The organism is Halomonas bluephagenesis (assembly GCF_054790765.1).
The window spans coordinates 2,113,403-2,137,211 of sequence record NZ_CP133631.1; the positions used below are offsets into that span (position 1 = coordinate 2,113,403).

Genomic DNA, 23,809 nt, shown 5'->3' on the forward strand with positions numbered 1-23,809 from the left:
TATAGCGTGCCCCTTGGCTGATGCCAAGGGGCTTTTTTATTGCGTTGAATGTTTGTTTTTCGCCATGCGCTAAGGTCACTCTTCTCATCTGGCGTTTTATTAGACGCTGCTAGTAAAAAGGGAAGCGCCGCGACAGGGTGCCGAGAGAGAGCGTATGGATACCAACAGAAAAGCATGCAAGCGATGGCTGCTGATCACCGCTTTATTGAGACCACTATTGGGGAGAGCAAAGCTATTAAGCACAGTGTTGTTAAGTGCGTGCTTACCGAGTGTCACCTTATCCGCACAGGCCAACGTGTGCCCTGATTGGCCCCGTGAACGGCTGGCGCAAGAGAGCCAAACACTGGCAGAGCATGTTGCCCGCTGGGACAGTGCCTACCATGATCAGGGCGAATCACTGATTAACGATGAACTTTACGATCAAGCAGTCGCTCGGCTAGCAAACTGGCAAGCCTGCTTGGGTGAAGTGGCTCGGCACCGCCCGCTGACTAGGGTGACCCGTAGCGATGGCACCTTAGATCACCCTGTGGCGCAAACGGGTTTGAATAAAGCCGACGATAATGGTGTGCGACGCTTTATGAGTCGCCGAGATGACCTCTGGATTCAGCCTAAGGTCGATGGTGTCGCGATAACGCTGCGCTACGAGGAGGGCGTGTTGGTCGAAGCGGTTAGCCGTGGCGACGGCGAACGCGGGCAGAACTGGACGGCTCGTGTGCAGCAATTACCTGCTGTGCCAAACACGCTACCAACGCCGCTATCCGCCGTACTCCAAGGCGAACTCTACTGGACATTGGATGGCCATATTCAGTCGCAGCGCCGAGCATCTAGCGCACGAGGCGCTGTTGCCGGGGCCATGGCCCAGGAATCGCCTACGCGCCAAACCCGTGAGCGGATCGGACTGTTTATCTGGGACTGGCCAGATGGTCCTGCTGCGATGAATGAAAGGCTCGGTCAACTGACCGCATTAGGGTTTGATACCGCCGATTACACCCATCCTATCAATACCCGGCATGACGCTGCCGCTTGGCGGGATACGTGGTTTAACGGCCCTCTGCCGTTTGCCACCGATGGGGTGGTACTGAAACAGGCCGAGCGCCCTGGGGTTCAGCGCTGGTCATCGTCGCCACCGGAGTGGGCGGTTGCATGGAAATATCCCGCTCAGCAGGCGTTAGTACAGGTGCGCGGTGTCGAGTTTCGCGTTGGCCGAACAGGACGTGTGACCCCGTTACTGTGGCTCTACCCAGTGACGCTAGAAGGACGGCGCATCAGTCGTGTTTCGCTGGGGTCTCTGGAACGCTGGGAAGCATGGGACGTGCGCCCAGGCGATCATATCGCCATAACATTGGCAGGCCTCACTATTCCCCAGGTAACGGAAGTCGTTTGGCAAGCCGACGAGCGAGTGGCTCTTGGCGTGCCCTCCCCTGAGCGTTATCACCTATTAAGTTGCTTTACGCTCACCACGGGCTGCGATGCGCAGTTGCTGGCGAGGCTTACCTTTTTAAGCGACCAGTTACACATGCAGGGTGTTGGGGAAGGTACCTGGCAAGCGCTCATGGAGGCAGGGGTTGTGACTGAACTGCTGGGCTGGCTGGCAGCAACGCCGGAACAGCTTCAGCGAGCACACGGCGTGGGCGACGTTCGTTCAGCAGCCCTGGTCGCTCAGTTCCAGGCCGCACAAGCGGCCTCCTATTCTCAGTGGTTAATGGCGTTAGGGATGCCACCAGGTGGCAGCGCCCAGCTAGGGGATTGGGATACCTTGGCAGGCTACACACACACAGATTGGCAGGCAGAGCCCGGGGTTGGCCCGGTACGTGCTGACGCGCTGATAGCATTTTTCAGCCATCCAGACGTGCAGCGTATGGCCGCTCAGCTAAAGCTGGCGGGGGTTGAAGGCTTTTAACTTAGCCCGGTAATACGCAGCATGAGGTGCAGATAGAGAGGAATCAGTAATGGCGCTAATAGCGTGGTGGTAAGCACCGCCAATGCTCCTTTTTGCGGTTGAATCCCTAGCTCCATGGCGACGACGACTACGTTAGAGGCCATGGGCACGACGCCTAGCAACAGCAATGCCATACCGAGCTCTGGCGCAAGTGGGCCCAGAGCTTGAAGTAATAAAACAACGATTAGCATCACCAGCGGCCAAAGCAGATAACGTAAGCCCACGCAGGTGGCAACAAAGCGGGAGTCCCAAGCATCAAGCGTAACCTGGCTAAGGGTCATGCCAATAATCATCATGCCTAGCAAGGTGTAGGTGGCGGGGAAAACGTCAAGCGAGTTCATCAGTGCGCTGGGAAGCGTCACGTTGAGGGCGCTCAGTAGCAGCGCAGACAAAAACGCATAAATCAGCGGCAGTCGAACAATTTTGATCAGACTTTGGCGCATTGAAAAGTGGCCGCGGGCACTTAAGTAAAATCCCACCGTAAACTCATATAGATTAATCCCTAGCATGCAGAAGAGATAAAGCGTGACACCTTCTGGCGGCAGTAAAATTAGCGCCACGGGCAGACCAAAGTAACCGGTATTGCCAGTGCCAGAAGAGAACGCTAAAAGCGCCCCCTCCTGAGGCCCGAAGCGGTGTTGGGTAAACCAGCGTACGGTCAGTGCCATGATGCTCACCAGGATGAATAGCGCCAGCGTTAATAGCAGATACTCCGCTGTTGGGCCGCCGTTCATTAATGCGCGGAAAATGGTGAGTGGTGCAATCAGGTATACCAGTAGTGTGGCGATGGGGCGTGGGTCGATTTTTAAGCGCTGTGCAGCAATCCACCCCAATCCTACAAACCCCAATAACATCAACAGTGGCCCCATTAGGGCACTTGGCGCTAAATCCATTTCTGCATCCTAGTCGTTAGATGACAACGCTGTTGTTTAAATAGCTCAGTAGTTGCCTATGTAACTCAGTAGTTGTGTAAATAGCTAACATGAGCCGAATTAAAGGCCGACTGTGGAATCTTTCATTAGCTCCAGCGCGGCGGAAAGAGGAGAATAACCTAAATTATCACGATGTTAACGCTTTGCGAGGAAGTCCCATGAGCAGTCAAGAGCACCCGTTAGGTATTAGCTTTGAATTCTTTCCGCCCAATACCGATGCGGGAAGAGAGAAGTTAATGCACGTGCGCGATGAACTGGCCGCTCGGCATCCACGCTTTTTCTCAGTCACTTATGGTGCCGGTGGGTCTACCCAGGCACGTACACGCGATATTGTGCGCACAGTTAGCCAAAGCGGTATTACGACCGCGCCACACCTTTCCTGCATTGGCAGCGAAAAAGCGCAACTGCGCGACTTGTTAGCGCAGTATCGCGAAGAGGGTGTCGACAGCTTAGTGGCGCTACGCGGTGACATGCCATCGGGCATGGGAAGCATTGGTGAGCTGCGCTACGCCAACGAACTGGTCGAGTTTATCCGTGCAGAAACCGGTGACCATTTTGAGATTGCGGTGGCTGCCTATCCTGAATCTCATCCACAGGCACCCAATCTCGACAAAGATGTGGAAAACTTTGCCCGTAAAATGAAGGCTGGCGCCAACATGGCCATCACCCAGTACTTTTTTACCGCGGATGCCTACTTCCATTTTGTTGAAAAAGCTCGGGCATTAGGCGTCGAGCAGCCGATTATTCCTGGCATTATGCCGATCACTAACTACACCAAATTGGCGCGTTTTTCAGACGCCTGTGGCGCAGAAATTCCCCGCTGGATTCGCAAGCAGTTGGAAGCTTATGGTGATGATAGTGACGCTATTGCCGCTTTTGGCACCGATGTTGTTAGCCGTTTGTGTGAGCGCTTACTCGATGGCGGTGCGCCTGGTCTACACTTCTACACACTTAATCAGGCAGCTCCCGTACTGAAAATTGTTGATAACCTGAGAGGCTAGTGAGTTCTTAAAGAACCTAGCTTAGTGATCAATAAGAACGCCCGCTCGATAGCATTCGAGCGGGCGTTTTCGTTGGGCGGTTAACTGCTAATGATTAAGTGAATAGCAGATTGCACCGTCACGTGGTGCTGGGTGTTGCCTTATTGCCATGCTGCTTACGCTGCATAATGAACAGCGCTGCGCCAATGGCTAGGCCAGCAATATCGCTGTAAATGCCGCCGTAAATCATAAACATCGCACCGACCAGCATGACAACACGCTGTAAGGTGTTTACCGGCCCAAAGAACCATGCTTGCACCATGCCTGAAAGCAAGATGATACCCAGTGTTGCGGTCACACCGACACGAAGTATCTGCATCGCAGAGCCTTCCATCAGCATGGCTGGGCTGTAGAAGAACATAAACGGCACGATAAACGCAGCAAGCCCAATTTTGAACGAAGCGACCGATGTGCCCATGGGGTTATCCCCAGAAATACCGGCGGCGGCGTAAGATGCTAACGCCACTGGCGGCGTAATGGCCGACACGACCGCAAAGTAGAACACGAAAAAGTGTGCGACGAGCGGCTCGATACCAATATTGATCAGGCCGGGGGCCACCACCGATGCCGCTACCGCGTAGGCTGCTGTCGTAGGCATGCCCATGCCGAGCAGGATACTGATCAGCATCGCAAAGACCAACGCTAATAGCTGGCTAACTCCGGCAAGGCCTAACAGTAGTGATGAGAAGCGTGCGCCGACGCCCGTCAGTGATATAACGCCAACAATAAGACCTGCACAAGCACACACCGCGATGATCTGAATCGACATGGTGCCCGCTAGTTGGAGGGCTCTCAAAATAGCCCGAATACCCATTTTATTGGGAGAGATCCAACTAACAACTGCCGCTGATGCTGTTGCTAGGGTACCGGCACGAATGACGGAGTAGCCCATAAAGAGAGCGACAATAAGAATGATAATGGGCGCGAATAGATAGACTTGTTTAACCAGCTTGGAGAATAGCGGGATTTCATCTTTACGCATGCCACGCATGCCTTTACGCGCCGCTTCAAAATCCACCATAAAGTAGATAGAGGCGAAGTAAAGAATGGCTGGAATGACCGCCGCAATCGCAATTTCTGTATAAGGAATGCCGGTGACTTCCGCCATGATAAAGGCGCCCGCCCCCATGATGGGCGGCATAATCTGACCACCCGTAGAGGCCGCTGCTTCAATGGCACCAGCACTGCGCGCCGGATAGCCGACTTTTTTCATCAGTGGGATGGTAAGCGAGCCAGTCGATACCACGTTGCCCGCTGATGTGCCGTTGATCATGCCCATTAAACCGGAAGCAAAAATAGATACTTTCGCCGGGCCGCCACGGGCACGGCCAGCGGCTGCAAACGCGAAATTGACGAAGTAATCACCTACTTTCGAGGCCTGTAAAAACGCCGCGAAAATAATAAACAATATGATGTAAGTCGATGACACCGCCGTCGTTGGGCCAAGAATGCCCGCATCGGTATAGACCTGACTGAAGAAGCGCTGCACGGACAAGCCTGGGTAGCCTAGGAAACCGGGTAGATACTGGCCAGCAAAGACATAGACCAGGAAAACCGCTGAAATCACCACCAATGCTAAACCAGCCACCCGACGAGTAAGCTCTAGAATCAACAATGAGCCTGCAATGGCCGCCCAGGAGATGCCGGGAGGTGCAAACGAGGTGCCTGTCGACATGCGCATATTGGTATTAAAGGCCATCAACAAGTAAGCAGCGCTGGCGATGGCACACACCATTAAAACGAGGTCGGCGGGATTAAAGCGGTGGCGTGCCTGCCGATAGAACCAAGACAGGGCAATGGCTGCTGCCGTGGTGGCTATGAGTGGATAGCCGTAATGCAGTGTCTCAATGCTTGGATCAATGCGCATCGCACCGCCATTGAGTGTTTGCTGCATCAAAAAGACTTGTATAAGTGAATAGATCGCAGGCGCTAGCAGTGCATAGCTGGCCCATTTGAGCCAAGCGGGGGAGGCCTGCTGATCATCTTCTGCAAAGCGCGCACCGGCAAACAGCCCGTACCCTAAAACCAGTGCACCGGCAATATGTACAATGCGAAACGACCAGGTTTCCATTGGATACACATTGAGCGAAAACAGGTGGAAGCTTGAATAGCCAATGGCCAGTGCCGCAAATAAAAAGAATTGCCAACCAACAAACACGCGACGGTTGGACTCGACAACCTCCTCATCGACACCCTCGGCGATTGACTCGGGTATCGATGAAGCAGTTTGGGCATCATCCTTGAGGCCGTTGGGGTCTTGATCGGTATTGTGACTCATCAGAGGTCACCCTCACAGCAAAAGCAGAAAAAGAGGCGGTAGCGAACGCTGCCTCGTCCGGCCAGCGGAAAACGAGGCAGCGTGAGGAGGTTCTGGCTTAGTTGATCATGTCATCAGCGATGTCGTAGCCATTCTCTTCGTACCAGCGCGCAGCGCCCGGATGGAAAGGTAGCACGGTGTTATGGACGATGTTTTCCGGAATAGTGGTTTCTGCGCTGCGGTGTACTGAGCGCATGCGGTCATTATTTTCCATCGTGGCTTTGGTAACTTCGTAGACAAAGTCTTCCGGCAAATCACAGCCAGCAATCGCGAAGTTCCACATAGACACAGCGCGAGCGTCTTCTTCCAGTGTGGTGTAAGTACTAGCGGGGATAGTGAACTCAGCAACCGGGAAGTTTTCTAGCACGGTGACTAGCTCATCTTCATTGAATTCAATGATGTTCACATCGGTCTGTACTTCAAGCTGGCTAACGGCAGGAATCGGGATACCCGCTGCAAATGCGATCACATCCAACAGGCCATCCTGAAGCTGACCACCTAAATCAGACCACCCGCCGTTACGGCGATCAAACTCTACGCCCAGCGTTTCGAGAATAGCGGGGAAATAAGTGTCTGACGTGGACGCTGCCGGACCGAAACCGATGCGTGCGCCATCAGGAATATCAGAGATAGACTCAATGCCTGAGCTTGAAAGTGCAGCAATAGAGAATGGTGTTTCATACATCGGGAACAGCGCACAAACATTGTCCATTGCCAGGCCAGGCGCTAGCGGGCTTTCACCTTTAACAGCGTCCGACGCTGGGCCCATCGTGGTCAGGCCAAAGGCCATATCACCGCTGTGCACCAGTGCTAAGTTCTGAGTTGGGCCACCAGTGACTTCGCCGCCGCCAGACACACCCAGTTCGTCTGAAATAAAGTTGGCCCAACCGGAGCCGTAAACAAAGTAGGTGCCGCCTTGGCTTGCAGTACCGACGGTGAAGTTATCGGGCCATTCTGAGCGGTCTGCGTGGGCTGTGCCTGCTGCTAGCAAGGCGCTACCGGCAAGAAGGGCGACGGTTTTAGGCATCATATTGCGCATGGCGAGGTTTCCTAAACTGTTATTGGGATTATCGTCTGGCGTGTGTTGGCACTGCCAGTGGCTTTATCTTAAGCAATTTACATAGAGCGATAGTCATGCCAATAGACAGCCTGATTATTAAAATCAGTGACTTAATGATTTCTTATTCAACTTTGGTTGAAATGAAAAAACCGCTAAGTGTCTGGGGTTTCGCACACCATGTGCTATTTAGTGTGTGGTTTTTCGCACACTTCCATGAGTGAGGAGTGAGGAGTGAGGAGTGAGGAGTGAGGAGTGAGGAGTGAGGAGTGAGGAGTGAGGAGTGAGGAGTGAGGAGTGCCTGGAATGGCCCCAGCGCCGTAAGGGCTTAAATTAAAAAGCGCGGGGGGGCAGTTAACGTTTGGGTTTGCCGGGGTCGAGAATACGTACGGGCTGTACATCTTGCGTTTTTTGCTCTTCGCGTACCTGGTTAACGCGGGTAGTCAGCTCTGGCGCAGCCTCATCTTCAATCGGCAGCTGCTCGAAAAAATCGCAGTTAACGCATTCCCGGTAGCGAATGTTGTTTTGCTCCCAGGCGCGAATTCGGTCCATGGCCGCGCAGCGCGGGCAGGTTACCCCAGCAATAAAGCGTTTCACACTCGACATAACAGGCTCCAAGGGTGCGGTAACAAGGCAGGTACCGCACCCAGTAATAGTGAAAGTAAACGTCAGGCTGCGCGGATACCGCTATGGCGTAGTAATGGCTCTACACTTGGCTCGCGGCCTCGGAAGGCGTGAAATAGCTCGGCTGCATCTCTCACGCCGCCTGGTTCCAGAATTTCCTGGCGGAAGCGTTGGCCTGTGGTAGGGTCAAAAATACCCGCCTCCTCGAACGCGCTCCAAGCGTCGGCAGAGAGCACTTCCGCCCATTTGTAGCTGTAATAGCCAGCCGCATAGCCGCCTGAAAAAATATGGCTAAAGCTATTCTGGAAGCGGTTAAAGTCGACGGTAGGCACGACAGAGGTGTGGCTACGTACGTCGTCCAATAGCGTTTGAACGTCGCTGGCGCTTGGCGCTTCCAACTCGTGGTGCAGGCGCAAGTCGAACAGTGAAAACTCTATTTGGCGCACCATCCCCATTGCTGACTGGAAGTTCTTGGCTGCCTGTAAACGCCCTAACAGTTCAGCGGGCAGTGGCTCTCCAGTATCGACATGCTTGGCGAGTAGGTCTAATCCTTCGCGTTCCCAGCAGTAGTTCTCCATAAATTGGCTGGGCAGTTCAACCGCATCCCAAGCAACGCCGTTAATGCCAGAGATATCGGCGATATCCTGTTTTGTCAGCATGTGATGCAAGCCATGGCCGAACTCATGAAACAGCGTGGTGACTTCATCATGAGTGAGCAGAGCGGGTTTGTCGCCCACTGGGGCGGTGAAGTTACAGGTCAGAAATGCCACTGGCAGCTGTAGGCCGTTTTCAGTTTGGCGGCGTACTCGGCAATCGGCCATCCATGCTCCGCCGCGCTTGCTTTCGCGAGCGTACAAATCCAAATAGAAACCGGCGATCGGCTTTCCTTGTTCCGTAATGCGGAAGTACTGAACATCGCTGTGATAACTCGGCGCATCAGGGGCTGCTTCCACGCGAACGCCGTAAAGACGTTCTACTACTTGGAACAGTCCATCCACCACCCTGGGCGCAGGGAAGTAAGGACGAAGCTGCTCTTGTGAGATGGAGTGACGAGCCTCGCGCAGTTTTTCGCTGGCATAGGGCACATCCCACGGCTCAAGCGTCTCAATCCCTAATGCTTCACGGGCATAGTCGCTGAGCTCGGCGACTTCTTCCTTGGCCTGGGGAACGGCGCGGCGAGCTAGGTCATTCAAAAATTCCAGCACCTGCTCGGGAGAATCGGCCATCTTAGTGGTGAGTGAGTAATCGGCGTAGGTGTTAAAGCCAAGCAGGTGAGCAAGCTCTTGGCGAAGTGCCAAAATCTCTTCAAGAACGGGGGCGTTATCGAACTTGCCTGTGTCTGGGCCTTGATCGGAAGCGCGAGTGACAAATGCGGTATATACCTCGCGCCGCAATTCGCGGTTGTCAGCGTAACTGATAATGGGGAAAAAGCTGGGGAAATCAAGGGTAATGCGGTAACCATCGACGCCTTTTGCCTGGGCGGTTGCTTTCAACGTATCAAGCGCGCTTTCGGGAACGCCAGCAAGTTCATCAAGGTGGCTAATATCCTTATGCCACGCTTGGGTGGCGTCCAGCACGTTGTTAGAAAACTGGTTGGATAAGGTGGAGAGGCGCGCTTGAATCTCGCCATAGCGGGCTTTTTTATCAGCGGGTAAATCAACACCTGCCAAGCGGAAGTCGCGTAAAGCGTTTTCCACCGTGCGCTGCTGAGCAGGCGTTAACTGTGCCCATACGTCACCCTGCTTAAGCGCTTGCCAGCCCTTAAAGAGTCCTTCGTGTTGCCCCATCCAGGTGCTAAACGCTGACAGCTGTTCCAAGCATGCCTGATAAGCTTCCCGCAGCTCGGGTGTGTTCATTGTGCCGTTGAGATGTGAGATGGGCGACCACGCTTGGGTAAGCCGGTCATTGACGGCCTCTAGCGGTGCAGCAAAGCTATCCCAACTCGGTGGCGCTGTAGCGGCCTGCTGAGCGAGTCGATCAATGGCTTCACGGCTCTCATTGAGCAGCGTTTCCACCGCGGGCACGACGTGTTCGGCGCGAATGTCAGCGAAAGGGGGAAGCTCATGCGGCTCTAGCAACGGATTGCGGGACATAGGCACCTCGTAGGCATTAATTTTTTAACTCGTTACGTTTTAAAACACGTTTGGGGCGCATAAAAAACGCGATAATAATGACACAGTGCGGGCGGTCGGGGTGTGTTTCAATGTCTGGAGTTAATACTGAGGCTTACGCCAGGGTTTGGCCTGGGCGTAAGCGCCTGCTAGTCTTGCCGCCTTTTAGTGTTGCCAACTAGTGCCACCAATGGCAGGAGCAAGTGATGAGTGAAACGCTGGAGCGCTGGGGGTCAAAGCGGGCCTTTATCTTAGCGGTAACGGGAGCTGCGGTTGGATTGGGGAATATTTGGCGCTTCCCGTACGTTGCAGGCGAGAACGGTGGCGCGGCATTTTTACTGATCTATGTGGCGTTTGTACTGCTGTTAGGTATTCCTGTGATGATGGCCGAGATTTTAATTGGTCGGGCAGGGCGTCGTGGGCCTATGCAAGCGCTTAGTAGGCTGGCCGCTGAAGCCGGTGCTTCTCGACACTGGCGCTGGTTAGGGGTGTTTGGTGCATTCACCGTTTTCTGTATTTTGTCGTTTTACTCGGTGGTGTCAGGATGGTCGATTGAGTTTTTAGTCGCTTCGATAAACGGGAATTTCGATGGCGCAAGTGCCGCAGAAATAGGCGCGGGTTTCGAGGCGTTTCTGGCAAACCCAGGCCTGCTGATTTTTAACCACTCACTGTTTCTATTTATGACCATGACGGTGGTGGCAGCAGGCGTTGCCAAAGGCCTAGAAAGGCTGAACAATCTATTGATGCCGCTGCTGTACGGGTTATTGCTGCTACTAGCCGGTTATGCCACGACTACAGACGGGTTTGGTACGGCGCTTTCTTGGCTGGTTTTACCGTCGTTTGGCGACGTAACGACCTCTGTGGTGTTGCACGCCATGGGGCATGCATTTTTTACCCTTGCGGTAGGGGCCTGCGCGCTAATGGCTTATGGGGCTTATATGCCTGATGAGCAGAGCCTTCCGAAGGCAGCGTTTGCGGTTGCAATGCTGGATATCAGCGTGGCTTTGTTAGCCGGGATTGCAATCTTTTCGGTGGTATTTGCCCAAGGTATGGACCCCGCTGATGGCCCTGGGCTGATGTTTGTGACGTTGCCTATCGCTTTTTCTGAGCTGCCCTGGGGAGCATTTTGGTTAAGTGTGTTCTTTTTGCTGCTCTTATTGGCTAACTGGACCTCGGCGATTAACCTCGCTGAGCCAATGGTGGCGACGTTGCAAGGGCTTGGCTGGCGGCGCAGTGTGTCAACGGCCGTCGTGGCGCTGAGTGTATGGCTGTTAGGGCTGCTTTCGGCGTTTTCGTTTTCCACCCTTGCCGACTTCAGACCGTTGTTTGGACGCAATGTGTTTGAGCTAGTCAGCAGTATTCCACCTGATATTTTCTTGCCTATGGGTGGGTTATTAATTGCTATCTTTGCGGCATGGGTGATGCCCCGAACGCAGGTTGTGCAGGCATTGGGTGTTGGGGAGAGTGGCTATGTGCTCTGGCGTAATATTGTACGCTGGGTGTCGATTCCGCTGACGTTTATTGTATTGCTCGGCGGGTTGCTATAGTCCTTGAATATTTAAATCCAATAGCGTTAAGCAGGAGAGTGCAATGAGCAATGCCCTACGGCCCTTTCAAGGTGTTTTGCCCCGCCTGGGTGAGCGGGTTTATATCGACCCCGCCAGCGTAGTGATTGGTGATGTAGAGCTGGGCGATGACTGCTCGGTCTGGCCGATGACCGTGATCCGGGGTGATATGCATCAGATCCGCATTGGTGCTCGCACTAGCGTGCAGGATGGCAGCGTGCTGCATATTACCCATGCCAGCGATTTCAATCCTGATGGCTTTCCACTGACGATTGGTGATGATGTCACCATTGGCCATAAAGCGATTTTGCATGGCTGTACGCTGGGTAGCCGCATTCTGGTGGGTATGGGGGCGATTGTAATGGATGGGGCGGTTGTCGAGGATGAGGTGATTATTGCTGCTGGCGCGGTAGTAACGCCAGGCAAGCGTTTGGAAAGTGGCCATGTATATGCCGGCAATCCGGCTAAAGCGTTGCGTCCACTTAAAGATAAAGAGCGCGCTTTCTTTCCTTACACGGCAGGTAACTACGTTAAGTTAAAAGATCAGTTCCTCGCTCAGTAAATTTCTTCATGCAGGCGCTAAGCAGTTGGCCTAACACTCTTTTTTCTTAAATAGACATGTTGCGGCAGGCAAAAGTCTGGTAATTTATCCAGTTTTCCAGGATGCCGCGCTAATGGCGAATTTTCGCACGCACATTACGGTAGCAGCAGCAGGCGGCGTACTCATGGCTTATGCTGGCTGGCAGGCTGAGTGGTGGCCAGCGACTCAGGCGCTATTAATTATTGCCCTGGTAGCCTTTGGCGGTATTTTGCCTGACATAGATGCTGATCGATCACGATCTATCCGTTTGATTTTTAATCTTTTATCGGTACCTTCGCTGGTGCTTGGTGTGCTGTTGCTGCAGCCCTGGTTAACACCAGGTTTGTTGCTAGTGGCGTGTGGCGGGATTTACGTTAGCGTGCGTTATTTTGCGGCGGTGGTGTTCTCGCGGCTAACGGTTCATCGAGGTATTTGGCACTCGCTGATGGCGGCTGTGCTGTGCGCGTTGGTGACCGCAGCGTTCAGTTTTCACTTGCTAGCACAGCCAGCTTGGTTGGCGTGGTGCCATAGTGCAGCGGTACTGCTAGGATTTATCATTCATTTGAGCCTCGATGAGCTCTTCAGCGTGGACCTAGAAGGTGCGCGGTTAAAACGTTCTTTCGGAACCGCACTAAAGCTGGGCGATGGCCGCCGCCCGCTATCGAACGTCTTTATGCTGATTGCGCTGTTTACCTTGGTGCCCTGGGTACCACCGTGGGACGTGTTGATTGAGTTGTTTCATCAAGGTTCGCTGCTATGGCGATAATCGTCAGCGCTTAAACTGTGTTTTTTGAGTTTGTCGTAGAAGGTTTTGCGGGGTATTCCCAGATGACGGCATACGTCGGTTACACGCCCATGGTGACGGGCAAGTGATTGGCTAATCAGGCTCTTTTCAAATAGCTCTACTTGGCGCGGCAACGTTGGCTCTTCGGTGTCGGCGTTGGCCCCTTCCAGTAGCGCATCCAGACGGTAGTCAAAGGCTGCTCCCAATAGCACATAACGCTCTGCAAGGTTACGCAGCTCGCGAACATTACCAGGCCAGTCGTGAGCCAGCAGGGCGGCAATCGAGTGGCTATCCAGGGTAGGGGCTTCTAAGCCACTGCGGTTGGCAGCGACCACGGCGAAATGCTGGAACAGCAGCGGAATGTCCTCACGCCGTTCGCGCAGCGCGGGCAGCGGTAGGGTAACCACGTTGAGCCGATAGTAAAGATCTTCACGGAAGCTACCCTCTTCAGCAGCGACCTTGAGATCCACTTTGGTGGCAGCAATCACCCGGATGTTGAGCGGTACCGTTTCGTTTGCCCCAAGGCGCTCGACACTACGCTCTTGCAATACGCGCAATAGCTTAACCTGGAGTGCCAACGGCATTGATTCGATTTCATCCAGGAACACAGTGCCACCATTGGCATGCTCAAACTTACCAATTCGCCGTTCTACAGCGCCGGTAAAGGCACCTTTCTCATGGCCAAACAGCTCTGATTCAATGGTGTTTTCTGGCACTGCGCCGCAGTTGATGGCCATAAACGGGCTGTTGCGACGGGCGCTGCGCTCATGAATGGCGCGAGCGACAAGATCTTTTCCGGTGCCGGTTTCACCAAATAGCAGCACATCGGCCTCTACTTGGCTGATACGCTGAATCATTGCCGCCAAACGAGAAATTACCGCTGTACGACCCACAAGGCGTGGTCCAAGGGCAGCCTGCTGAACCTCCAGCTCGGCTTTTAAGCGCAAATTTTCCAGGCTCAGCTGGCGTTTTTCGATGCCTCGCCTCACAACATCGAGTAGCTGATCGCCAGCGAAAGGCTTTTCTAAAAAGTCCCAAGCGCCTGCTCGCATCGCTTCCACCGCGGTCGAGATGTCGCCATGACCAGTGATTAAGATAATCGGCAGTGTAGCATCGCGGCTATGTAGCTCATGCAATAGCGCCATACCGTCCATTCCAGGCATGCGAATGTCACTCACGATAACGCCGGGAAAGTTTGCTGGTAGTGCTTCAAGCGCTTGTTCTGCTGACTCAAAGCAGTGAGGCGTATAGCCAGCAAGTTCGAGTGTTTGGCTGGCGGTGATGCGCAGGTGCGGTTCGTCGTCGATCACCATGACCGGCAGCGTCGACGGCTCATGCATGGTTGTTACTCTCCTTGACTGAAGGTGGCGGCAGTACGTTAGGCGTTGCTGAACAGGGGAGCGTAATGGTGAATCGTGCCCCGCCAGTGGGCTGATTCGTTACCTGCAGCTTGCCGCCCAGATCCTCCATAATACGTGAGGAAATCGAAAGTCCTAGCCCTAATCCGCTGCCGGGTGCTTTCGTGGTGAAGAAAGGTTCGAAGATCTGGCCCAAGTGTTGTTCTGGGATGCCTGGGCCATTATCGGCAACGCTGATCATCACTTGCTGTTGTGCTATTTCTACGCTTAGCGTCAGCATGGGTGACGCTACCTCTTTCATTGCCTGTAACGCGTTACTGATCAAGTTCACCAGTACTTGCTCTAGGCGGACTAAATCACCCTCAACCCAAAGCGTCTCCTCTGGCCATTGTTGGACCACCCTGATGCCATCATCACGTAAGCGGCTGTGGAATAAACGCAGGGCGTACTCAATACAGGCTTGTACGGAAATTGTCTCCTGACGCTCGCTGCTCTTACGAGAAAACTGGCGCAGCTGGGCGCTAATATCGGCCATGCGCTGGGTAAGCTCGACAATTTGCGCTAGGTTGGCATCTGCTTTGTCCACCCGCGACAGTTCAATAAACCGTCGACCATTTTCAGCGTAGGCACGAATAGCCGCTAATGGTTGATTTAACTCGTGATTAATACCGGCAGCCAATTGACCTAATACCGCAAGCTTTGCCGCTTGGATCAACTCATCTTGGGTTTGGCGTAGATTAGCTTCTGCTCGCCGCCGCTCTTCTATTTCACCAGAAAGCCGCTGATTACTGGCGACTAAATCACGTGTTCTTCGCTCAACGCTGACTTCTAGTTCATCGCGTACTCTCGCTAAGGTTTGTCGTTCGCGTTCCGCAAACGCTTCTCTCTCTCGGCGTAAACGCAAGCGTTGCCAACCAATGCCTCCGCCCAAGGCCACCACGCCATATAAGCCTCCCGCCATCAGCGCCGCGATCCACTGGGCGTTCACCACAGGAGTCAGTGGTTTTAAAATATGCATTTGCCAGCCAAACTCTGGGATGGGGCGCGTAAGGCTTAAATAGTGCCCACCACTTAGTGGCCCGCTAGCAAAGCTAACAAGATAGCTATCGGACCCGTAAGGGGCTTCAAGCTCAATGCCGGAAGGCGTTAAAGGCTCCATTGCATAGCGACGAGTTGCCCGTAGGCTGTCGCGTTGGCCGTCGGTAAGAGGGGGGAGGGCATTCATGCGCAGCTCAGGGTGGCTGGCCATAAAAATAATATTGTCGCTATCGGTGACAAACAGTTCAGCGTCCTGCTCAGCCCAGCTCTCTTCAACATCATCGAGCAGTACTTTGACGACGATAACACCGTCGGGTTTTGCATCGGGCGAGGTGTCATCAAGCCACACTGGCGCTGAGAAATAGTAACCACGCTCAAGCGACTGTACACCTAAGCCATAAAAACGCCCCTGTCCTCCAGTAATGGCATCGGTGTAATAGCTGCGAAACGCGTAGTTTTGACCAATGAATGTATTAGGGCGGTGCCAGTTGCTGGCGGCGATGGTATCGGCGTCACGGTTAAGCAAATAAACATCGGAGACCCCAGAGGTAAAGCGAAAACGGTCAAGCAGTAAGTTGAGCGGCATGGGGTCTTGGCTGTCTGGGGAATCTAAAAAACGTTGTACGCCTTCCCTGGTTGCCAGCATTTGTGGCAAATAATCATAGCGCAGCAGATAACCATTTAAGTTGGCGGCCGACAGCCGCAGCTCGTTTTCAGCGTCGTCTTGTAAGTTTGATAGCGCCTGCTCGCGGGCCAGTTGAGCGGCCTGCCACATGCATAGCATCAGTCCTAGCGGAATCGCGATTAGCCAGAGTAGCCGCCAGCGATGGTCTGAAAGGAGAGGTAAGCGACTCATGCTGGTGTGCTGCTGGTACCTTGGGCACGACGCAGTGCTCGCTGGGCGCGGGTTTCCGCTCTGGCCATCTCGAGAAGTCCTTCCTCAACGTACACTAAGTGCTCGTGCGCGCGGCTGCGGGCATCTTCAGCACGCCCTTCTAAAATCGCATCTAGTAGGGCTCTGTGTTGCTTCATTAGCTGCGAACGCGAGTCGGGCTTTGCAAAAAGATGGGCGAGGTTATCAACGATGCTCTGCTCTAATAAATGGAAAATGCCTCGAATAGTGTGAAGTAACAGTACGTTATGAGCGGCTTCTGCAATGGCGAGGGGGAAGGCGGCATCCAACTTTGCTTCTTGGGCGGGGTTGGCGCCCACAAATCCACCGTCAAGTTCTTCAAAGCGCTGGATTAATACGGCTTTGTCCGCTGGCGTTGAACGTAACGCGGCGTAATAAGCCGAAATGCCTTCCATCGCATCGCGAAATTCAAGCAAATCCAAATGAAATTCGTTGTGTCGGGAAAGCATCTCCAACAAAGGGTCGGTGTAGCCGCTGTTTAGCGTTTCATTCACGAAGGTACCACCGCCTTGGCGGCTGGGAAGCAAGCCTCGTGCGGCAAGCTTTTGAATGGCTTCACGCAGAGAGGGGCGTGACACGCCAAAACGTTCAGCAAGCTCTCTTTCTGGGGGCAGGCGCTGGCCAGGCTTGAGGCTACCTTCAAGAATCATTGCTTCAAGGCGCTCGGTAATCACATCAGCCAAGCGCTGCTGGCGGAGCGGAGGATAAGTCATTAGTGCAGGTCCTCATAATTGGTAAGACCAATAATAAGGGCTTTAATGATTTGTCTCAACAGTAAAAGGCTAGCAAATTGATAGCTATTGGCACCGTTTATTTGACTTATAACTAAAGTATATGACCGAAACATGCCATGGTGGGCGATGCGTGTTTGACACGACTGCAGCGCCTCATTACTGTTGATGCTAATTGTTTGTAAATTGGTAAAACCAATTTTTATCTGAGGCGCCTAATACTGACGCTTCGATGACCGTTTATAGATAGTACTTATAGATAGTGCATCTATTTATTGCATAGGGCCTGCCATGATCATTTCATCACCTACGGACTACCGCCAAGCTGCCAAGCGTCGTATCCCTCCGTTTCTGTTTCACTATGCTGATGGCGGGTCATACGCAGAGCATACGTTGCGGAGCAATGTTGAAGACCTAGCGGGTGTCGCGTTGCGGCAGCGGGGGTTGAAGGATATGTCGTCGCTATCGCTGGAAACCGAACTGTTTGGTGAAAAGATGGCAATGCCTCTTGCCTTGGCGCCGGTGGGGCTAACAGGCATGTACGCTAGGCGTGGTGAAGTCCAGGCAGCACGGGCAGCGACCAAGAAGGGCATACCGTTTACGTTATCGACGGTCTCCGTATGCCCAATTGCAGAAGTGGCAGCGGCAGTGGAGCGGCCCATATGGTTTCAGCTTTATGTATTGAAGGATCGCGGCTTTATGAAGCACGTGCTTGAGCGTGCTAAGGCGGCAGGGGTTAAAACATTAGTCTTCACCGTTGATATGCCTGTGCCAGGGGCGCGTTATCGCGATGCTCATTCAGGCATGAGCGGCAAAAGCGGGCCTATGAAACGTATGCTTCAAGCTGCGTTGCATCCTCTTTGGGCTTGGGATGTCGGTGTGCATGGTCGCCCGCATGATCTAGGCAACGTGTCTGATTATCGTGGTCAGCCGACGGAGCTTGAAGATTATATTGCCTGGCTTGGCGATAACTTTGATCCCTCTATTTCCTGGAAAGATCTGGATTGGATTCGTGAGCAGTGGGATGGCCCAATGGTTATTAAGGGCATACTGGATGCTGATGATGCCCGTGATGCAGTCCGCTTTGGGGCGGATGGTATTGTAGTTTCAAATCACGGTGGCCGTCAGTTGGATGGCGTGCCTTCTACCGCGCGTGCCCTGCCTGCTATTGCAGATGCAGTTAAGGGTGATCTGGCCATCCTGGCTGATTCTGGTGTGCGTAATGGGTTAGATGTAGTGAGAATGATTGCCATGGGTGCAGATACAGTATTGATAGGTCGCGCCTTTATCTATGCGCTTGCAGCAGCAGGTGAGTCGGGGGTTGCTAACCTGCTTGAGCTTTTCGAAAAAGAGATGAAGGTGGCGATGACGCTCACCGGTGCGCGAACAATTGCTGATCTCAGCACCGAATCATTAGTTCCTGACGCGATTCCTGCACTTAAATAACGCTCAAATAGAGGGGGTGATGCTGCCGACATTAGAGTAACAGATGAATGTTGGAGTTTTTTTACAAAAGCCCTTGCCAAGTCGGCAGCGAATCCGTAAAGTACGCATCCGCTGCCGGGGACGCACAGCGTTACCAGCGGTGATTGAAGTTGAAAAACTTCGGTTTGTCAGAAGGTTAGCGAAAATATTGCAGAGAAAGTTTGCGGTGTCTTCAGTCGCCTTGTGAGACGAGTTAAAAGGAAAGCAGCGTAATCTCGCTTTCTTCGCTCACTCGCTTCACTCACTCAAAACAGTGATTGACAAACACCAGGAAATGCGTAGAATACGCCTTCCTCGCTGAGGCAAACCAGTTCAACGGTTAGCCAGTTTTATCCAGCGAAAACAGCTCTTTAACAATTTGATCAGGTAATTCATGTGGGCGCTTGCCGATGAGGGTGATAAATCACCAAATATCAAGGCAAGCGGTCATGACAATGTAAATTGAAATGAATTCGTTTGAACCTTGAGCCAAGTTTGATGCACTTATGTGACTTTCGAGTGACATGTAAGCATCACAATGATTTTAAACTGAAGAGTTTGATCATGGCTCAGATTGAACGCTGGCGGCAGGCCTAACACATGCAAGTCGAGCGGTAACAGGGGTAGCTTGCTACCCGCTGACGAGCGGCGGACGGGTGAGTAATGCATAGGAATCTGCCCGGTAGTGGGGGATAACCTGGGGAAACCCAGGCTAATACCGCATACGTCCTACGGGAGAAAGGGGGCTCCGGCTCCCGCTATTGGATGAGCCTATGTCGGATTAGCTAGTTGGTGAGGTAATGGCTCACCAAGGCAACGATCCGTAGCTGGTCTGAGAGGATGATCAGCCACATCGGGACTGAGACACGGCCCGAACTCCTACGGGAGGCAGCAGTGGGGAATATTGGACAATGGGGGCAACCCTGATCCAGCCATGCCGCGTGTGTGAAGAAGGCCTTCGGGTTGTAAAGCACTTTCAGCGAGGAAGAACGCCTAGTGGTTAATACCCATTAGGAAAGACATCACTCGCAGAAGAAGCACCGGCTAACTCCGTGCCAGCAGCCGCGGTAATACGGAGGGTGCAAGCGTTAATCGGAATTACTGGGCGTAAAGCGCGCGTAGGTGGCTTGATAAGCCGGTTGTGAAAGCCCCGGGCTCAACCTGGGAACGGCATCCGGAACTGTCAAGCTAGAGTGCAGGAGAGGAAGGTAGAATTCCCGGTGTAGCGGTGAAATGCGTAGAGATCGGGAGGAATACCAGTGGCGAAGGCGGCCTTCTGGACTGACACTGACACTGAGGTGCGAAAGCGTGGGTAGCAAACAGGATTAGATACCCTGGTAGTCCACGCCGTAAACGATGTCGACCAGCCGTTGGGTGCCTAGCGCACTTTGTGGCGAAGTTAACGCGATAAGTCGACCGCCTGGGGAGTACGGCCGCAAGGTTAAAACTCAAATGAATTGACGGGGGCCCGCACAAGCGGTGGAGCATGTGGTTTAATTCGATGCAACGCGAAGAACCTTACCTACTCTTGACATCCTGCGAACTTGTGAGAGATCACTTGGTGCCTTCGGGAACGCAGAGACAGGTGCTGCATGGCTGTCGTCAGCTCGTGTTGTGAAATGTTGGGTTAAGTCCCGTAACGAGCGCAACCCTTGTCCTTATTTGCCAGCGGGTAATGCCGGGAACTCTAAGGAGACTGCCGGTGACAAACCGGAGGAAGGTGGGGACGACGTCAAGTCATCATGGCCCTTACGAGTAGGGCTACACACGTGCTACAATGGCCGGTACAAAGGGTTGCGAGCTCGCGAGAGTCAGCTAATCCCGAAAAGCCGGTCTCAGTCCGGATCGGAGTCTGCAACTCGACTCCGTGAAGTCGGAATCGCTAGTAATCGTGAATCAGAATGTCACGGTGAATACGTTCCCGGGCCTTGTACACACCGCCCGTCACACCATGGGAGTGGACTGCACCAGAAGTGGTTAGCCTAACGCAAGAGGGCGATCACCACGGTGTGGTTCATGACTGGGGTGAAGTCGTAACAAGGTAGCCGTAGGGGAACCTGCGGCTGGATCACCTCCTTAAACGATGCATCATCCTCGCGGTAAGCGCTCACAATGAATTACCTGATCAGAATGCTGTTGATACGCAGTGATAAGCGTTTTCTTCATAGTGAAAAAGAGAAAAGAGCTTTTTTAAGATCTTCTTTAAAGACCTTTCTTTTCCTTTTAATGTGAAAAAAGCAACCGCTTATCACTGCGCATAGCAGTCGCTCTTTAACAATGTATATCATGCTGACATAAACGCTTCTTTGAAGTGTTTATACGTAATTGTTTTGTGATACGTCTCAAGCGTATCCGGCAATCGTTATCATTGCGAGACACCAGACTCCTTCGGGTTATAGGGTCAAGCAATGAAGCGCACACGGTGGATGCCTAGGCAGCCAGAGGCGATGAAAGACGTGGAAGCCTGCGATAAGGCTCGGCGAGGTGGCAAACAACCTGTGACCCGGGCATTTCTGAATGGGGAAACCCACTCATCATAAGATGAGTATCTTGCGCTGAATATATAGGCGTAAGAGGCGAACCAGGGGAACTGAAACATCTAAGTACCCTGAGGAAAAGAAATCAACCGAGATTCCCCTAGTAGCGGCGAGCGAACGGGGACCAGCCCTTAAGCATGTGACTGATTAGGCGAATGAGCTGGGAAGCTCAGCCGTAGCGGGTGATAGCCCCGTAGTCGAAAATCTGATCATGTGAAATCGAGTAGGTCGGGGCACGAGAAACCTTGACTGAAGACGGGGGGACCATCCTCCAAGGCTAAATACTCCTGGCTGACCGATAGTGAACCAGTACCGTGAGGGAAAGGCGAAAAGAACCCCGGAGAGGGGAGTGAAATAGATCCTGAAACCGTGTGCGTACAAGCAGTAGGAGCAGACTTGTTCTGTGACTGCGTACCTTTTGTATAATGGGTCAGCGACTTATATTCAGTGGCGAGGTTAACCGTTTAGGGGAGCCGTAGGGAAACCGAGTCTTAACTGGGCGACACAGTCGCTGGATATAGACCCGAAACCGAGCGATCTATCCATGAGCAGGGTGAAGGTTGAGTAACATCAACTGGAGGCCCGAACCAGGATCTGTTGAAAAAGATTTGGATGACTTGTGGATCGGAGTGAAAGGCTAATCAAGCTCGGAGATAGCTGGTTCTCCTCGAAAGCTATTTAGGTAGCGCCTCACGTATCACCGCCGGGGGTAGAGCACTGTTTCGGCTAGGGGGTCATCCCGACTTACCAACCCGAGGCAAACTCCGAATACCGGTGAGTGCGAGCGTGGGAGACACACGGCGGGTGCTAACGTCCGTCGTGAAAAGGGAAACAACCCAGACCGTCAGCTAAGGTCCCGAAATCCTGGTTAAGTGGGAAACGATGTGGGAAGGCTCAGACAGCTAGGAGGTTGGCTTAGAAGCAGCCATCCTTTAAAGAAAGCGTAATAGCTCACTAGTCGAGTCGGCCTGCGCGGAAGATGTAACGGGGCTAAACCAGGTACCGAAGCTACGGGTTCACACTTAGGTGTGAGCGGTAGAGGAGCGTCGTGTAAGCCGATGAAGGTGAATTGAGAAGTTCGCTGGAGGTATCACGAGTGCGAATGCTGACATGAGTAACGATAAAGGGAGTGAAAAACTCCCTCGCCGGAAGACCAAGGGTTTCTGTTCGACGCTAATCGGAGCAGAGTGAGTCGGCCCCTAAGGCGAGGCCGAAAGGCGTAGTCGATGGGAAACAGGTCAATATTCCTGTACCGGACATGATTGCGATGGGGGACGGAGAAGGCTAGGTGAGCCAGGCGTTGGTTGTCCTGGTGAAAGTGAGTAGGCTTGCATCTTAGGTAAATCCGGGATGCTCTAAGGCCGAGACACGAAACGAACTGACCACGGTCAGGAAGTCATTGATGCCACGCTTCCAGGAAAAGCCTCTAAGCTTCAGATCATGTGCGACCGTACCCCAAACCGACACAGGTGGTCAGGGTGAGAATCCCAAGGCGCTTGAGAGAACTCGGGTGAAGGAACTAGGCAAAATGGTGCCGTAACTTCGGGAGAAGGCACGCCGGCGTAGGGTGACGAGACTTGCTCTCAGAGCCCGAACCGGTCGAAGATACCAGGTGGCTGCAACTGTTTAGTAAAAACACAGCACTCTGCTAACGCGCAAGCGGACGTATAGGGTGTGACGCCTGCCCGGTGCCGGAAGGTTAAATGATGGTGTTAGCCGCAAGGCGAAGCTCTTGATTGAAGCCCCGGTAAACGGCGGCCGTAACTATAACGGTCCTAAGGTAGCGAAATTCCTTGTCGGGTAAGTTCCGACCTGCACGAATGGCGTAATGATGGCCACGCTGTCTCCACCCGAGACTCAGTGAAATTGAAATCGCCGTGAAGATGCGGTGTACCCGCGGCTAGACGGAAAGACCCCGTGAACCTTTACTATAGCTTCACACTGGACGCTGATGTTGCCTGTGTAGGATAGCTGGGAGGCTTTGAATCTCGGACGCTAGTTCGAGGGGAGCCAACCTTGAAATACCAGCCTGGCATCATTGGCGTTCTCACTCAGGTCCGTTATCCGGATCGAGGACAGTGTGTGGTGGGTAGTTTGACTGGGGCGGTCTCCTCCCAAAGAGTAACGGAGGAGCACGAAGGTACCCTCAGCACGGTCGGACATCGTGCAGTGAGTGCAAGAGCATAAGGGTGCTTGACTGCGAGACAGACACGTCGAGCAGGTGCGAAAGCAGGTTCTAGTGATCCGGTGGTTCTGTATGGAAGGGCCATCGCTCAACGGATAAAAGGTACTCCGGGGATAACAGGCTGATACCGCCCAAGAGTTCACATCGACGGCGGTGTTTGGCACCTCGATGTCGGCTCATCACATCCTGGGGCTGAAGTCGGTCCCAAGGGTATGGCTGTTCGCCATTTAAAGTGGTACGCGAGCTGGGTTTAGAACGTCGTGAGACAGTTCGGTCCCTATCTGCCGTGGGCGTTGGATGTTTGAGAAGGGCTGCTCCTAGTACGAGAGGACCGGAGTGGACGCACCTCTGGTGTTCCGGTTGTCACGCCAGTGGCATTGCCGGGTAGCTATGTGCGGACGGGATAACCGCTGAAAGCATCTAAGCGGGAAGCCCCCTTCAAGATGAGACATCCCTGAGGCCTAGAGCCTCCTGAAGGGCCCAGCGAGACCAGCTGGTTGATAGGCACGGTGTGGAAGCGCTGCAAGGCGTTGAGCTAACGTGTACTAATGGCCCGTGAGGCTTGACCCTATAACACCCAAGGGGTCTGGTCGCAGTGATAACGAAAACCGGATACGCGACTCAAGCCCAACGT

14 protein-coding genes and 2 rRNA genes are annotated in these 23,809 nt (G+C 53.3%); 8 read left to right on the forward strand and 8 right to left on the reverse strand.

Translation table 11 applies throughout. From position 1 onward, the window contains the following. The first annotated feature begins 154 nt into the window (after nucleotides 1–154). Nucleotides 155–1,900: an NAD-dependent DNA ligase LigB gene (gene ligB / locus REH51_RS09335; RefSeq protein WP_009725008.1), complete on the forward strand. Its 1,746-nt coding sequence runs from the start codon at nucleotides 155–157 to the stop codon at nucleotides 1,898–1,900. Here the strand turns inward: ligB and REH51_RS09340 are convergent. Continuing rightward, a complete protein-coding gene (locus tag REH51_RS09340; protein ID WP_009725007.1) occupies nucleotides 1,897–2,832 on the reverse strand; it encodes an AEC family transporter in 936 nt (311 codons plus the stop codon). The two genes, ligB and REH51_RS09340, sit on opposite strands and share 4 nt — an antisense overlap. Before the next feature lie 197 nt (nucleotides 2,833–3,029). Between REH51_RS09340 and metF the strand changes: the two genes are divergently transcribed. Beyond that, nucleotides 3,030–3,872 (forward strand): methylenetetrahydrofolate reductase [NAD(P)H], encoded by an 843-nt coding sequence (gene metF / locus REH51_RS09345; RefSeq protein WP_009725006.1) that lies wholly within the window; start codon nucleotides 3,030–3,032, stop codon nucleotides 3,870–3,872. Between the two features lie 118 nt (nucleotides 3,873–3,990). Here metF and REH51_RS09350 read toward each other — a convergent pair whose 3' ends face one another. From REH51_RS09350 to prlC, 4 genes are all read right to left on the reverse strand, one after another. After that, on the reverse strand, nucleotides 3,991–6,189 hold the full coding sequence (locus REH51_RS09350; protein WP_009725005.1) for a TRAP transporter permease: 2,199 nt from the start codon (nucleotides 6,187–6,189) through the stop codon (nucleotides 3,991–3,993). 97 nt (nucleotides 6,190–6,286) lie between these two features. Further along, complete coding sequence (locus tag REH51_RS09355) at nucleotides 6,287–7,267, reverse strand: TAXI family TRAP transporter solute-binding subunit (protein ID WP_009725004.1); 981 nt, start codon at nucleotides 7,265–7,267, stop codon at nucleotides 6,287–6,289. Nucleotides 7,268–7,639: 372 nt separating this feature from the next. Next, on the reverse strand, nucleotides 7,640–7,891 hold the full coding sequence (locus REH51_RS09360; protein WP_009725002.1) for a YheV family putative zinc ribbon protein: 252 nt from the start codon (nucleotides 7,889–7,891) through the stop codon (nucleotides 7,640–7,642). Nucleotides 7,892–7,953: 62 nt separating this feature from the next. Further along, entirely contained in the window at nucleotides 7,954–10,002 is a 2,049-nt protein-coding gene (prlC, locus tag REH51_RS09365) for an oligopeptidase A (protein WP_009725001.1), read from the reverse strand. A 224-nt stretch (nucleotides 10,003–10,226) separates the two neighbouring features. Between prlC and REH51_RS09370 the strand changes: the two genes are divergently transcribed. From REH51_RS09370 to REH51_RS09380, 3 genes are all read left to right on the forward strand, one after another. Continuing rightward, complete coding sequence (locus REH51_RS09370; RefSeq protein ID WP_498935510.1) at nucleotides 10,227–11,567, forward strand: sodium-dependent transporter; 1,341 nt, start codon at nucleotides 10,227–10,229, stop codon at nucleotides 11,565–11,567. A gap of 43 nt (nucleotides 11,568–11,610) precedes the next feature. After that, the gene (locus REH51_RS09375; protein WP_009724999.1) at nucleotides 11,611–12,147 is read left to right on the forward strand and encodes a gamma carbonic anhydrase family protein; all 537 of its coding nucleotides are present in this window, start codon (nucleotides 11,611–11,613) and stop codon (nucleotides 12,145–12,147) included. 112 nt (nucleotides 12,148–12,259) lie between these two features. Further along, nucleotides 12,260–12,931, forward strand: coding sequence for a metal-dependent hydrolase (locus REH51_RS09380; RefSeq protein ID WP_009724998.1), 672 nt, complete (start codon nucleotides 12,260–12,262; stop codon nucleotides 12,929–12,931). Here the strand turns inward: REH51_RS09380 and REH51_RS09385 are convergent. The 3 genes from REH51_RS09385 to REH51_RS09395 are packed head-to-tail and all read right to left on the reverse strand — an operon-like array spanning nucleotide 12,907 to nucleotide 16,971. Further along, on the reverse strand, nucleotides 12,907–14,289 hold the full coding sequence (locus REH51_RS09385; RefSeq protein WP_009724997.1) for a sigma-54-dependent transcriptional regulator: 1,383 nt from the start codon (nucleotides 14,287–14,289) through the stop codon (nucleotides 12,907–12,909). The genes REH51_RS09380 and REH51_RS09385 overlap by 25 nt on opposite strands. Next, nucleotides 14,282–16,201, reverse strand: a complete 1,920-nt coding sequence (locus REH51_RS09390) for a sensor histidine kinase (RefSeq protein ID WP_498935511.1) — start codon at nucleotides 16,199–16,201, stop codon at nucleotides 14,282–14,284. Before REH51_RS09390 ends, REH51_RS09385 begins: the two co-directional genes overlap by 8 nt. After that, nucleotides 16,198–16,971, reverse strand: coding sequence for a GntR family transcriptional regulator (locus REH51_RS09395; RefSeq protein ID WP_498935513.1), 774 nt, complete (start codon nucleotides 16,969–16,971; stop codon nucleotides 16,198–16,200). The genes REH51_RS09390 and REH51_RS09395 overlap by 4 nt, the downstream gene beginning before the upstream one ends. Nucleotides 16,972–17,280: 309 nt before the next feature. Here REH51_RS09395 and lldD point away from each other — a divergent pair, with 309 nt between their 5' ends. The 3 genes from lldD (at nucleotide 17,281) to REH51_RS09410 (ending at nucleotide 23,745) form a co-directional block, all read left to right on the forward strand. Beyond that, nucleotides 17,281–18,435 carry an FMN-dependent L-lactate dehydrogenase LldD gene (gene lldD, locus REH51_RS09400; protein ID WP_498935515.1) on the forward strand — a complete coding sequence of 385 codons (1,155 nt, stop codon included), beginning with the start codon at nucleotides 17,281–17,283 and terminating at the stop codon, nucleotides 18,433–18,435. A 564-nt stretch (nucleotides 18,436–18,999) separates the two neighbouring features. Then, a 16S ribosomal RNA gene (locus REH51_RS09405) occupies nucleotides 19,000–20,532 on the forward strand. 320 nt (nucleotides 20,533–20,852) lie between these two features. Continuing rightward, nucleotides 20,853–23,745: ribosomal RNA gene (locus REH51_RS09410) — 23S ribosomal RNA — on the forward strand. The 16S and 23S rRNA genes sit together here, the layout of an rRNA operon. Nucleotides 23,746–23,809 lie beyond the last annotated feature (64 nt).